Below are 11,373 nucleotides of genomic sequence, written 5' to 3' on the forward strand. Positions count from 1 at the left end.
AGACGCCGCCCTATATGCCATACAGGATGTGACTCGGAGACGGCTCCGGGGGCGGAGACAAAGGGTGGACAAGTTCCCCTCTCGCGAAAGATCAGCGACGGCGACGCTTGAGCCGCGCGTGACCGCGATTGTCGTCGCGCGTGCTGTCGCCACAAACGCCACCGGCCAATCGACGCTTGATCTGTGCTTACGCAGCGCGCTGTCCGAGCCGTGGGTGGATGATCTGGTAATCGTGGATCAGGCCAATGCGCCGGCGGTGTCGTCGGCGCTGCGGGCGCTGCAATTGGATCGCCGCGATGTGCGCGTGGTGGTGGCCGATGCGCGCATGAGTGCGGCGGCGGCTGCGAACCTTGGCGTCGCGCAGGCGCGTGGGCGCTGGTTGTTGTTTCTGGATTCGGACGTCGTGCTGCAGCGTGGCGCGGTGCAGCGCATGGCGACGTCCGCCAATGGCGCCGCGGCGCCGTGGATCGTCGGCGGGCGGCTGACCGACCTTGAAGGGCGTGAGAAGCGCGCCGCGCGCGGCGGTGCGCTCAACACGTTCTCAGCGCTCGCGGTGGCGATGGGTTTGCCCGGCGTGAAGCGTGCGCGCGGCAAGCGCAAATCATCCAAGCCGAGTGCGGCGGCGCCTGTGGCGTCCGTGTCGGGCGCGTTCATGCTGATCGGGCGCGAGGATTTCAGTGCGCTGGGCGGATTTGACGAAGCCTATGTGAGCGATGCGGCGGATTTGGATCTATGCAAGCGCGCAGCGGATGCTGGCGGTTCGGTGCTGTTGCAAGCTGAAGCGTCGGGCGTGCAATTCGAGCGCCAGCGCAAAGGCCGGCGGCAAGCGCAAGGCTTGGCGCGGTTTGCCGTGAAGAGCGCGAAGACGCCGTTGGAAAGAATGTTTGCGCTGTTTGCGGGGCCAGCGATCGGCGCTTTGATCGGCTTGCGCGACGCTATTGGTGGGCGTCGGGGGGGGCGTCGCTAAGCTTTCGTACGCGGCCGATATGCAAGGCCGTGTTCTCGCCGCGCCCTAAAGCAATGCCGCGCGCCGCCGCATCGACTTCCTCATAGCCGAGATCGCGCGCTTGCAGCAGCGCCAGCGTGCGTTCAAGCACACGGCCTTCGATCACAAGGCTGTCGCCGGGCTCAGCTTGCGCGGCCATTTCTTCCGGCTGCACCATGCGGATCGAGGTGCGGGTGAGGAAGATGAGGCTGGGTTGGCTGTAGCCGACGACCCAGAACGGCTCCTGATCGCGCGGCATCATGCGCGCGCGCGTGAGCGCAGCGACCGCCTCTTGGCTCACAAAGAGCGAGCGCGCTTCCGGCAACGTGCGTTCGCGCAGCGAGAAGGAAAGCGCCAGCGCGCAAGCGATGAGAATGCCGGCGCGCGCGGTTGGGCGCTTAGCCAGCGAAAGCCCAACGATCGAGGCGATGACGACCAGCGCGCCGATGATGCCGGCGCTGAGCGCGCGGCGGAAGTCGGCGTCGAAGCCGCCAGGCATGTAAGTCGCGACGAACGCGGTGAGGGCGACGATGAGTCCGCCGAACAAGGCAAACAACACAGCGCCGAGCGGATGCATGGTGCGCCATTGCTTCATGCGCATGGCCATCAGGCCGGTCGCGCACAAGAGCGCAATCGCGGGGTAAGCCGGCAGCGTGTAGTGGACGAGCTTGGTCGGGAAGAGTTCGAACAGCACGAAGGTCGGGATCGCCCAGCAGAGTAGAAAGCGCAAAGCTGCGTGGGTTTCGTCGGTGCGCGGGGCGCGGATGGCGGCGAAGCTGATGCGCGCGGCGGCCGGAAGTGCGTACGTCGCCGGGAAAATCAGCAGCGGCAGAAGTAGCAGATAATAGCCGGGGAAGCCGCTATGCGAGTGATCCGCGCCGGCGACTTTGGGGCCGAGTTCGTTGGCGAGAAGCTCGGTGTAGAATGCACCATTCGTGACGATGCCGATGGAGATGAGCCAAGGCAGCGTGATCGCGAGCGCGAGCAGCGGCCCAGGCCACCAGAGTAGCGGCTTCATCCATGCCGCCTTACGTTCCCAAGCATAGAGCGCGCCGAGCGTGAGCGCGGCGACGAGCGCGGTGATCGGCCCCTTGATCAAGGTGCCCGCGCCGATCGCCGCCCAGAACACCAAGCTCATCATGCGTGGGCGCGGCTTGCCGGCATAAAGTTGCGCGAGAGCGGCGACCGCGAGCGTGGTGAAGCCCACCATCACGGAATCTGTTTTCGCGATCATGCCTTCGAGGCTTGCGAGCAAGCCTGTCGCGAAAAGCCCTGCGCCGATCAGTGCAGTGCGATGCGGCAGCAGCGCGGCGCCAGCCCACATCGTCGCCAGCGCTGCGAGCGCGAGGCCAAGTGCTGAGGGAATGCGATAGGGCCAGATCGTGTTGAGCTTCGGCGTCAGCGGCTCGAACACATGCACGGACGCCGCTTGCAGCCAATGAATGCCGATCGGCTTTCGATTGCGGTCGCGATCCTGCAGGCGGATGCGGACGTAATCGTCGCTCTCGACCATCTGCCGCGTGGCTTGGGCGAAGCGCGCCTCATCGATATCGAGCGGGGGAACCTTGGTTGCGCCAATGAGGCCGGACGCCAAAGCGATCAGCGCAATCAGCACATAGCCCCGCCAGCCCCGCGTGAATTGCTGGACCAGTGAAGGGGGCGGCGATTCCGTCATGGAAACCGCCCATAACCCGGCAAAATGACTGTGTCTTGACGGCGCCCCTCAGGCGCGCGCTCTCGCCTCAGGGCGCCGAAGCGGCTAAGAGGGCCGCCTTCCTGGCCCCGGGGACAGCTCTTGCCCGAGACGATCGAATTCAGTGTTGTCGTGCCGGTCCACGACGAAGCCGGTAACGCCGCCAATCTGGCGCGTGAAATCGCCGGCGTGCTCGATGGCCGTTCCTACGAAATGATCTTCGTGGACGATGCGAGCCGCGACGACACGCGCGCTGAACTGGCTGCTTTGAAAGCGGAATTACCGGCGCTGCGGATCGTGGGGCACCGCAAGAATTCGGGCCAAAGCCGGGGCGTGCGCACGGGCGTGATTGCCGCGCGTGCGCCCATTGTGGGCACGCTGGACGGCGACGGCCAGAACGATCCGGCCGACCTGCCGCGCCTCTACGCCAAGCTGACGCGCGCCGATGCGCCTGCAAACCTCGGCATGGTCGCGGGCAAGCGCGCCAAGCGCCAGGACAGCTGGAGCAAGCGCGTCGCCTCCCGTGTCGCCAACAATATTCGCAAGGCCGCGCTCAACGATGGCGCGGATGACAGCGGTTCCGGCGTCAAGGTGTTCAAAAGGGAGGCGTTTTTGCTTCTTCCCTATTTCGACCACATGCATCGTTTCATGGCCGCACTGATGCTGCGCGAAGGCTATGCAGTCGAGTTTTTAGAGGTTAACCATCGTCACAGGGGCGCCGGGCGCTCGAAGTACACGAACCTAGGCAGGCTCGCCGCCAACATGACGGACCTGTGGGGTGTAATGTGGCTTCAGAGCCGGGCGCGGTCTCCTGGGGGTACGGACGAGCTATGAACGACCGTGTAGATCCAGGCGAACGCATAGCGCTTCAAACGGCGGCGACGCGGGGGCGTCGAGCAGGCACGCAACAGCAGGGGAGTCCCATGGGGGCGATTTTCAACGTCTTTCCGCTGATCCTTATCCCGGTTCTGACCTACAATGTCTGGGCCTTCGGGGCGACAGCGGCCGAGAGCGGCGATGGCGCCGGCGTACGCCGTCACCTCAACACGCCATGGCTGGAAATTCCCATGGCCTCCGGCGCGGAATGGGTCGTCACCTTCGGCGACGTGATGGTGCTGCTCGCACTCATCCTGCTCTTCGTTGAGCTGCTGAAATCAACGTCGACCGGCACGGCGGCGATCTTCAATCACGCGCTGTCGATGCTCGTGTTCATCATCTGCTTGGTCGAGTTTCTGCTCCACCCGGCGTTCGCCACCAGCGCGTTCTTCATCATTCTGGTGATGGCGCTCCTGGATGTGCTCGCCGGTGTCGTGGTGACGATCATCTCGGCCCGCCGCGACGTCGAGTTCGCGGGCCAGCATTAAGCTCGTTTCATGCTCCCCCGCTTGCGGGGGAGTTCTCGCGTCAGCGACTGAGGGGGCGTTTGTGCGCGCACTTGCCCCCCACGCTTCGCTGCGCTCAGCACCTCCCCCGCAAGCGGGGAGGATGGCCGTCACAGGCACCACATTCCCAAAGCTAACGCGATTGAGAAGTCGAGCCAGCGGGCGAATCGGGGGAGGATGGCGGCCATGATCGGAGCGGACCTGCAGGTTCGGCGCCGGTTTGAACGTGGGTGGATCGATGTCGCTTTTTTTTGACGCCGATTGGTTCGACGCCAAGCTTGGTGAACGCGGGCTGGACCGGGGCGCACTGGCCGAGGCGGCTGGCATCGAACGCGCCGATCTGCATGCGATCTATGTAAACGAGCGCGCGGCAAGCGCGGCGGAACTAGATGCATTCGCTCGCGTGCTTGGCGCCGAGATCGTCGAAGTCACGCTGCGCAGTGGCGTCGCGACACGTGATGCCGCGCCGCGCGAAGACGCGGCGTCGCGGATCGAAAGCATCGAAGCACGGCTGGACGCCATCGACAGCTGGCTCGAAGAGTTCGAGCGCTCGACCAAGAAGAGCGCTTAAGCTTTTAGGTTCACCACGATGCCGCGGCGCGGCGTCAGTGTCGGCGCTGCATAGCTATGCGTGCATGTGGTTTCCGGCCGAGCGATCTGGTTGACGAGCGTGGCCGCGAACAGCGGGTCGAGCCGGTCGCACGTGGCGCGACGATCGCTCTTGCGGCGTTCACCGCGGCGTTGTTCGCCGATTTCCTCGAACTCGGCGTCGAGTGCGTGGGGGTGAGCCCGTTCCTCCATAGGCTCGCCGCTGCATCGGGCGTGCCAAACGGAAATTAACCGCTATCGTTCGCGCAGGGAGAAAACCATGCGCGAATACGCCGAATACGATGGCTTGGGCTTAGCCGCCCTGGTTCGGAAGGGCGATGTGACGCCCGTTGAGCTTTTGGACGCCGCCATTGAGCGGATCGAGCGCCACAATGGCACGCTGAACGCGGTTACTTTCAAAGCCTATGATGAGGCCCGCCAGACCGCCGCAGGCGCATTGCCGGACGGGCCGTTCAAAGGTGTGCCATTTCTGATCAAGGACCTTGGCCTGCGCGTAAAGGGTTGGCCGCGCACGTCCGCGAGTAAGTTCGCGCAAGTGGCGGCGGATGGTGAAGATTCAACGCTCACAGCGCGCTACCGCGATGCCGGCGTGGTGCTTGCGGGCAAAACCAATACGCCGGAATTCGGTATCCCTGGCGTGACGACGTCGGCGTTGCTGGGGCCGTGCCGCAATCCTTGGAATCCCGAGCACATCTCCGGCGGCTCCTCCGGCGGCGCGGCGAGCGCGGTGGCGGCTGGCATGGTCCCACTGGCGCATGCGAGTGACGGTTTGGGCTCGATCCGCATTCCTGCGGCGTGTTGCGGCTTGGTCGGTATGAAGACGACGCGCGATCGCAATCCCAACGGCGTGCACGATACCGATCGCGCGATGGGCTTTTCTGTCGATCACGTTGTCAGCCGCACCGTGCGCGATAGCGCCGCGATGCTGGACGCGACGGGCTATCCGGAGCCCGCGAGCCCGTTTGCATATCCTGCGAAAGAGCGGCCGTATCTGGAAGAGGTGGAGCGTGGGCCCGGCAAGCTGCGCATCGCGTGGTCCACGGAAACGCCATCGGGCAAGTCAGTGGATGCGGAGATTCAACGTGCATTGGAGCGCACGGCGGAGACGCTGAAAGCGCTCGGTCACGACGTGCGCGAGGAGGGGCTCGGCATCGATTATCGCACGCTCTATCGCGCGCAGGGTTTGGTCTCGGCGTCGAACTTCGCTGCGGGCATTCGGCGCTGGGCCGAAGTGAGAGGCCGCGAACCACAAGAAGGCGAGATCGAGGGCTTGGCCTGGCGCGCGTATCAGGCGGGCAAGCGGATCAGCGGTGAAGACGCGATGTGGGGCTGGCAGCAGCTTCGGCTCTCAAACCGCGAAATCCTGCAACGCTTCGAACACTGGGATGTGCTGGCGACGCCCGTGCTCGGCACGAACGTGCCGCGCGTCGATGAGCTCGATACGTTGACGGACGATCTGCGCGCCTTCGACAAGCGCCAAGCGCAAGCGTTTCCGTTCACGCCGCCGTTTAACATCACCGGCCAACCCTCGCTCTCGCTGCCGCTCTGGCAAAGCCAAAGCGGTCTGCCGATCGCTGTGATGTTCACGGCGAAATACGCCGACGAAGCCACGCTGTTGCGCCTCGCCGGGCAGCTCGAAAAGGAATTGCCTTGGCGGGAACGCAAGCCCAAGCTCTGGAATTGACGCACGCAAACGTGCGCGAACAGCGCAGGGAGGCGCAAACCCATGGCCGAGCACAAGGAAAGCAATACCCATCTCGCTCCATTGGTCGGAGCGATTATCCTGACGGGCCTATGGGCCGCTTACACGGTGCTCATCGTCTATGAGATGGTCGTGCTGCCGGCGCCCGCTTAACGGCCTGCGAAACACCGCAAAACGGCCCGCGCTTGCGCACGGGCCGTTTCATTAGATCGTGATCAGCTTAGTTCGGCTGCTTCTTCGTCGCGTCCTTGACGTCGCCGATGAATTCGCGCGCTTCGCCCTTGGCCTTGTCGATCTTGCCTTCAGCTTCAAGCTTCTTGTTGCCGGTCATCTTGCCAGCGGCTTCCTTCACCGTGCCCGATGCTTTGTCGGCAGCGCTTTTGACGTGCTCTTTGTCCATGAATCTTCTCCTTGGAATACGAGAAGAACGCCCGTTACGGGAGACAGTTCCGCGCCATCCGCAGCCCGCGCACATATCAGAAAATATATCTCGGGAGCGCACGTGATGTATTCGCTCGCTTTAAGCGCCTGTTCCCACCTGCACCCAAAGCACCGTCATTGCCGCTGCTTGCGCGCGGGCCATGTGGGTTGGGCCGGTGTGTTTCCGGCGCAAATCACAAAGAGAATTCGTCATGGCCGATCAACCCAAGAACGCGCCGCAACCTTCCACCCCGCAACAACAACCCGAGAAGCAGGCCGCGCCGCTCGGCGCGCCGACGAGCGCGCCTGTAACACCAATCGTTGAGCCGAAAAAAAGCTGAGACATAAGGCCGAGCGCGGCGATCCCGCCACGCTCGGCGCTTACGTAGAAGGAGCGCGCCATGAACTATTCCGTACGCTATCTCGACAAATCAGGCCGAACCACGAGTTCCATCTTCGAACCTTTTGACGACGACGCCGAAGCAATCGCCTTTGCACGCGGCAAGCTGCCAACCAACGCTATCGTCGAAGTTTGGAATAATGATCGCTTGATCTCGCGCCTCTACCAGAACCCGATTTCTCAGGCCGCACCATCATGAGCAAACATCTCGGCGCCCCCGACCTTGGCCTAGGCGATAAGCGCACGCTCGCGATGCTGGAGATCGGACTTCTCCTCGCCGTCGCCGCACTCGGCGCATTTGCGACCATTTGGATCTATACCGGCGTGTATTCGCCACAATAAGCGGCGTCAGCCCGCGATGTATTGCGCGCCGTTCACGGTCATCGTCGCGCCCGTGATGAAGGACGCCTGGTCCGATGCAAGAAACGCCACCATCGCGGCGATTTCTTCGGCTTTGCCCAAGCGGCCCACCGGGATCGTTGCGATGATCTTCTTCAGCGCATCTTCTGGCACCGCCGCCACCATGTCGGTGTCGATGTAGCCGGGTGCTACGACGTTCACGGTCACGCCCTTGGCCGCACTCTCCTGCGCCAGCGCTTTGGTGAAGCCGATCATGCCGGCTTTCGCAGCTGAGTAATTCACCTGGCCGAATTGGCCCTTCTGGCCGTTGATCGAGCTGATATTGATGATGCGACCGAAGCCGCGATCGCGCATGCCCTCGATCACTGGGCGGGTCATGTAGAAGAGCGAGTCCAGATCGACGCGGATCACCTCGCGCCATTTCTCAGCGCTCATCTTGTGGAATTGGCCGTCGCGCGTGATGCCGGCATTGTTGACCAATACGTCAATCGGGCCGAGTTCGGCGACGACCTTGGCGATGCCTTCAGCGCACTGGGCTTCATCGCCCACGTCCCACTTATAGACGCTGATGCCGAGTTCCTTAGCGGTCGCCTCGGCGCTCTCCGTGTTGCCCGCATAGTTCGCAGCGACCTTGAAACCGTCGGCCTTGAGCCGCGCCGAGATCGCCTTGCCGATCCCACGCGTTCCACCCGTCACCAAAGCCACCCGCGCCATCATTCTCTCCCGATTTTATCATTGGCCGGGACAAAGCCCGGAGACAGGCGCGCAGTTTGCGCGACTCCGGACGCGAGGCAACATGCTGCAACGCGGAAACGAGTATTTTTCGGACAGGTGCGACGCTGACGCCATCGCCTAGCGCCTGACCGATGGTTCCGCCAAAGTGCCAGCCATGACGCGGATCGTGATCTTTTATGCGCTGGCGCTCGCGGGCGGGGCGCTCGCCCTGCAATGGCTCCAATACCAATTCTTCGCCCGGGTCTTCGCGGTCGAGATTTACGTGGCGCTGATCGCGCTTGGGTTCGCCGGCCTCGGCGTATGGGCCGGCATGCGCTTGGCGCGTCGCGCACCCTCGGCGGCGTTTGTGAAGAACACCGCAGCGCTCGCCTCGCTCGGCGTGACCCAGCGCGAATTGCAGGTGTTGGAATTGCTGGCGGCGGGCAAAGCCAACAAGGAGATCGCGCAAGCCCTCGGCGTCTCGCCCAACACGATCAAGAGCCAAGTCGCCAGCCTCTACCAAAAGCTCGAGGTGCAGCGTCGCACCCAAGCCATCCAAAAAGCACGCGAACTGGCGCTTATCCCTTAGAATTTTTCATCCAATCGGCTGATTTGGCCGATTTCACCCGTTTGGGTGATGTCATTTCCCGAGCCGAACCGCCCTAGTCTTACCACGACAATCGGGAGACTGAGTGATGTTCGCCACTGCTTTGCGTTACGGCGCCGTATCGGGCGCGATCGTCATCGCCGTCATCATTCTCGGCATCATGCTCGCGGGCGGCCAAGGCCACGGCCACGCGCTTTCATCGCAATGGCTGGGTTATTTGGTGATGATCGTCGCGTTGTCGATGATCTTCCTGGCCATCCGCGATTACCGGAACAAGAAGCTCGGCGGCGTGATCAAATTCATGCCGGCGTTCGGTCTCGGCCTGCTGGTCGCGGCCGCGGCGGGCGTCGCGTATGTGATCGGCTGGGAAATCTATCTCGCCGCCACGAACTACACGTTCATGGAGACGTACGTCGCCCAGTCCATCGAGACCAAACGCGCTGCTGGCGTCAGCGCCGCCGAATTGGAGGCTTACGCGGCTCAACTCGACCAAATCAAAGAGGCGTATCGCAACCCGCTGTTCCGTCTGCCCATGACGTTCGCGGAAATCTTTCCCGTGGGCCTACTGATCGCGCTCATCTCCGCCGCGATCCTGCGCAATCCGCGCGTGCTGCCGGCGCGCGCTCACTGATCAACCACTCAGCAAGGGGCCGCCCCATGAAACTTGGCGCATTTTCGATCAGCCTAGCGGTGAAGGATATTGCGGCCTCGCGCGCGTTCTATGAAAAATTGGGCTTCACTGCGTTCGGCGGGAACCAGGATCAGCGCTGGCTGATCATGAAAAACGACACCACGCTCATCGGCCTGTTTCAGGGCATGTTCGAGAAGAACCTGCTGACGTTCAATCCGGGCTGGGATAGCGACGGCCAAGCTTTGGCCAGCTTTACCGACATCCGCGAAATTCAGCAGAACCTGAAAGCATCAGGCGTCACGCTGGTCGCCGAGGTCGATGCAAGCAGACTCCAAGGGCCGGCGCACCTGACACTCGAAGACCCAGACGGCAACCAAATCCTGATTGACCAACACGTCTAACCGCTGAGCCACGAGGGCAGCGGCGCCGGCTTTGGAACCATGCGAAGGTTTCGCGTCGCGCAGATTCACCGCGAGCGCCGCGTATAGTGGATCACCCATTGATCCGCCCAGGTTGCGCCGCCGTCGGGTGTGCGTTGCCAGCGCCAGGTCAGGCTATTGGGCGTGATCTCTGTGAACACCATGCGCTGTACCGGCGTGTTATCGCTGACGCGCGAACTCACCAGTACAAAATCATCGCCCTCGGGCCCGCCAACCAAAGCGAAATAGCCACCTTGGTTGTCGACCCAGGTCTGGCGCCAGTGCTGCAGCGGCGCGTGATAAGTCGAAACTGAATGACCGATCAGTCCGCCGGTTGCGGGCCCGCCGTCAAAAGCTTCTTGGATGACGCAATCACCGTAAGCGCGCGTGATCGTGTTGACGCCTTGGCCCGCTGGCATCCCAGAAGCGGCCTCCCAACGCACATCCCAAACGCCCACCCAGAAATCCATCTGGCGGAATTCAGGCATGCTGCACGGCGAGGCTGCGGCAGGCTGCGCTTGCGCCGAAGCACAGCCCACACACGCAAGCACCGCAAGAGCGGCGAGGATCGTTCTCATCATCAACTCCCGCCGGGAGGCTGCGCCTGCCGAAGCGGATGTTTGAGCCGAGAGCGATGAATCGCCGCCGCGCCTCGACGATTTACGCCGCCATCGCCGGCCAGACGCTTTCGCCGAAGAAGCGCCACTCGATGCGTTCGAGGTATCTCATCAAGTTTGTGTGCTCGCGCACCAACCCAGTGAGCGGCGTTTCGAAGAATTGTGTGGCGCAGGACGCCAGCACGCCGAAGGCGGAGGCGTCGACGGCCTTTGGCGTGTCGCCGAAGAGATAGGGCTTGTCGCCCAACACAGCCGCGATCGCCGAGATGTCGCGCTCGGCCAGCATCATTCGCTCTTCGCGTGAATGACGGCCGATGCCGTGGCGCACCATCATTGTGTGCAATTGCTCGCGCACGTCCTTGCACAGCGCACTTTGCTGCGGCTCCGGCACGCCTTGGAAGAATTGGCGCGGGCCCTTGTCGAAATTGGCATCCACCAACCAGCGCTCATGCGCCATGATCATGCTGAGGCGGTCTTCGAGCATGCGCTCAAGCCCCCAGGCCATGCCGCGCTGCTCAAGCGTCAGCCCTTCATCGAGATCGTCGCCGAGCTTTTCTTCGAAATAGAGCCGGATGAAGGTGGAGTCCTCGATGATGCGGCCGTCATCCTCAACATAAGGCGCCTTGTGCTTTGGCACGCGCTCCAGATCGGCGATGGCGCGCGTGAAATTCACGCCCAGCATCTGCAATTGCATGTCGCACTTGATCACGTAGGGGCTTGGGCTCGGCGCCCCGAACATCGGGCCCCAACCATACAGAACGGTCATTTCTCTCTCCTCGCTTCGCTTGGAAAGAGGTCATAGCTCGCCCCTGCTGACAGCCTTGTGGCAGCAGG

18 protein-coding genes are annotated in these 11,373 nt (G+C 63.0%); 12 read left to right on the top strand and 6 right to left on the bottom strand.

The genetic code is table 11. From position 1 onward, the window contains the following. Positions 1-118: 118 nt before the first annotated feature. The gene (locus tag EPJ54_RS14890) at positions 119-967 is read left to right on the top strand and encodes a glycosyltransferase family 2 protein (RefSeq protein ID WP_167755754.1); all 849 of its coding nucleotides are present in this window, start codon (positions 119-121) and stop codon (positions 965-967) included. Here the strand turns inward: EPJ54_RS14890 and EPJ54_RS14895 are convergent. Then, positions 936-2,660 carry an ArnT family glycosyltransferase gene (locus EPJ54_RS14895; RefSeq protein ID WP_135212522.1) on the bottom strand — a complete coding sequence of 575 codons (1,725 nt, stop codon included), beginning with the start codon at positions 2,658-2,660 and terminating at the stop codon, positions 936-938. The two genes, EPJ54_RS14890 and EPJ54_RS14895, sit on opposite strands and share 32 nt — an antisense overlap. A 120-nt stretch (positions 2,661-2,780) precedes the next feature. On the opposite strand from EPJ54_RS14895, the gene EPJ54_RS14900 reads away from it, so the two are divergent. From EPJ54_RS14900 to EPJ54_RS14910, 3 genes are all read left to right on the top strand, one after another. Beyond that, on the top strand, positions 2,781-3,512 hold the full coding sequence (locus EPJ54_RS14900; protein WP_135212523.1) for a glycosyltransferase family 2 protein: 732 nt from the start codon (positions 2,781-2,783) through the stop codon (positions 3,510-3,512). A gap of 89 nt (positions 3,513-3,601) precedes the next feature. Further along, positions 3,602-4,042 carry a hypothetical protein gene (locus tag EPJ54_RS14905; protein WP_135212524.1) on the top strand — a complete coding sequence of 147 codons (441 nt, stop codon included), beginning with the start codon at positions 3,602-3,604 and terminating at the stop codon, positions 4,040-4,042. A gap of 256 nt (positions 4,043-4,298) precedes the next feature. Next, positions 4,299-4,631: a DNA-binding protein gene (locus EPJ54_RS14910; protein ID WP_135212525.1), complete on the top strand. Its 333-nt coding sequence runs from the start codon at positions 4,299-4,301 to the stop codon at positions 4,629-4,631. Here EPJ54_RS14910 and EPJ54_RS14915 read toward each other — a convergent pair. Beyond that, positions 4,628-4,861 carry a hypothetical protein gene (locus EPJ54_RS14915; RefSeq protein ID WP_135212526.1) on the bottom strand — a complete coding sequence of 78 codons (234 nt, stop codon included), beginning with the start codon at positions 4,859-4,861 and terminating at the stop codon, positions 4,628-4,630. The two genes, EPJ54_RS14910 and EPJ54_RS14915, sit on opposite strands and share 4 nt — an antisense overlap. Before the next feature lie 67 nt (positions 4,862-4,928). Here EPJ54_RS14915 and EPJ54_RS14920 point away from each other — a divergent pair, with 67 nt between their 5' ends. Continuing rightward, entirely contained in the window at positions 4,929-6,353 is a 1,425-nt protein-coding gene (locus EPJ54_RS14920) for an amidase (protein WP_135212527.1), read from the top strand. Positions 6,354-6,395: 42 nt separating this feature from the next. Next, positions 6,396-6,524: a hypothetical protein gene (locus tag EPJ54_RS20255; protein ID WP_275574758.1), complete on the top strand. Its 129-nt coding sequence runs from the start codon at positions 6,396-6,398 to the stop codon at positions 6,522-6,524. A 67-nt stretch (positions 6,525-6,591) separates the two neighbouring features. On the opposite strand, the gene EPJ54_RS14925 is transcribed toward EPJ54_RS20255, so the two are convergent. Continuing rightward, positions 6,592-6,771, bottom strand: a complete 180-nt coding sequence (locus EPJ54_RS14925; RefSeq protein WP_135212528.1) for a CsbD family protein — start codon at positions 6,769-6,771, stop codon at positions 6,592-6,594. A 232-nt stretch (positions 6,772-7,003) separates the two neighbouring features. Between EPJ54_RS14925 and EPJ54_RS20260 the strand changes: the two genes are divergently transcribed. Genes EPJ54_RS20260 through EPJ54_RS19900 form a run of 3 tightly spaced genes read left to right on the top strand, consistent with a single transcriptional unit; the run spans position 7,004 to position 7,533 of the window. Next, positions 7,004-7,132, top strand: coding sequence for a hypothetical protein (locus EPJ54_RS20260; protein WP_275574759.1), 129 nt, complete (start codon positions 7,004-7,006; stop codon positions 7,130-7,132). 60 nt (positions 7,133-7,192) lie between these two features. Further along, positions 7,193-7,390: a hypothetical protein gene (locus EPJ54_RS14930; RefSeq protein WP_135212529.1), complete on the top strand. Its 198-nt coding sequence runs from the start codon at positions 7,193-7,195 to the stop codon at positions 7,388-7,390. Next, entirely contained in the window at positions 7,387-7,533 is a 147-nt protein-coding gene (locus tag EPJ54_RS19900; protein WP_167755755.1) for a hypothetical protein, read from the top strand. The genes EPJ54_RS14930 and EPJ54_RS19900 overlap by 4 nt, the downstream gene beginning before the upstream one ends. A gap of 6 nt (positions 7,534-7,539) precedes the next feature. Here the strand turns inward: EPJ54_RS19900 and phbB are convergent, their stop codons facing one another. After that, positions 7,540-8,265 (bottom strand): acetoacetyl-CoA reductase, encoded by a 726-nt coding sequence (phbB, locus tag EPJ54_RS14935; RefSeq protein ID WP_135212710.1) that lies wholly within the window; start codon positions 8,263-8,265, stop codon positions 7,540-7,542. A 175-nt stretch (positions 8,266-8,440) separates the two neighbouring features. On the opposite strand from phbB, the gene EPJ54_RS14940 reads away from it, so the two are divergent. The 3 genes from EPJ54_RS14940 to EPJ54_RS14950 all read left to right on the top strand — a co-directional run bounded on the left by EPJ54_RS14940 (position 8,441) and on the right by EPJ54_RS14950 (position 9,904). Next, positions 8,441-8,854 (top strand): response regulator transcription factor, encoded by a 414-nt coding sequence (locus EPJ54_RS14940; protein WP_135212530.1) that lies wholly within the window; start codon positions 8,441-8,443, stop codon positions 8,852-8,854. 106 nt (positions 8,855-8,960) lie between these two features. Further along, positions 8,961-9,503: a DUF4199 domain-containing protein gene (locus EPJ54_RS14945; RefSeq protein WP_135212531.1), complete on the top strand. Its 543-nt coding sequence runs from the start codon at positions 8,961-8,963 to the stop codon at positions 9,501-9,503. A gap of 26 nt (positions 9,504-9,529) precedes the next feature. Next, positions 9,530-9,904: a VOC family protein gene (locus EPJ54_RS14950; protein ID WP_135212532.1), complete on the top strand. Its 375-nt coding sequence runs from the start codon at positions 9,530-9,532 to the stop codon at positions 9,902-9,904. Positions 9,905-9,969: 65 nt separating this feature from the next. Here EPJ54_RS14950 and EPJ54_RS14955 read toward each other — a convergent pair whose 3' ends face one another. Continuing rightward, positions 9,970-10,503 (bottom strand): hypothetical protein, encoded by a 534-nt coding sequence (locus EPJ54_RS14955; RefSeq protein WP_135212533.1) that lies wholly within the window; start codon positions 10,501-10,503, stop codon positions 9,970-9,972. Between the two features lie 79 nt (positions 10,504-10,582). Then, positions 10,583-11,305: a glutathione S-transferase family protein gene (locus EPJ54_RS14960; protein ID WP_135212534.1), complete on the bottom strand. Its 723-nt coding sequence runs from the start codon at positions 11,303-11,305 to the stop codon at positions 10,583-10,585. Positions 11,306-11,373 lie beyond the last annotated feature (68 nt).

This window comes from Vitreimonas flagellata, assembly GCF_004634425.1.
GTDB lineage: Bacteria > Pseudomonadota > Alphaproteobacteria > Caulobacterales > Aquidulcibacteraceae > Vitreimonas > Vitreimonas flagellata.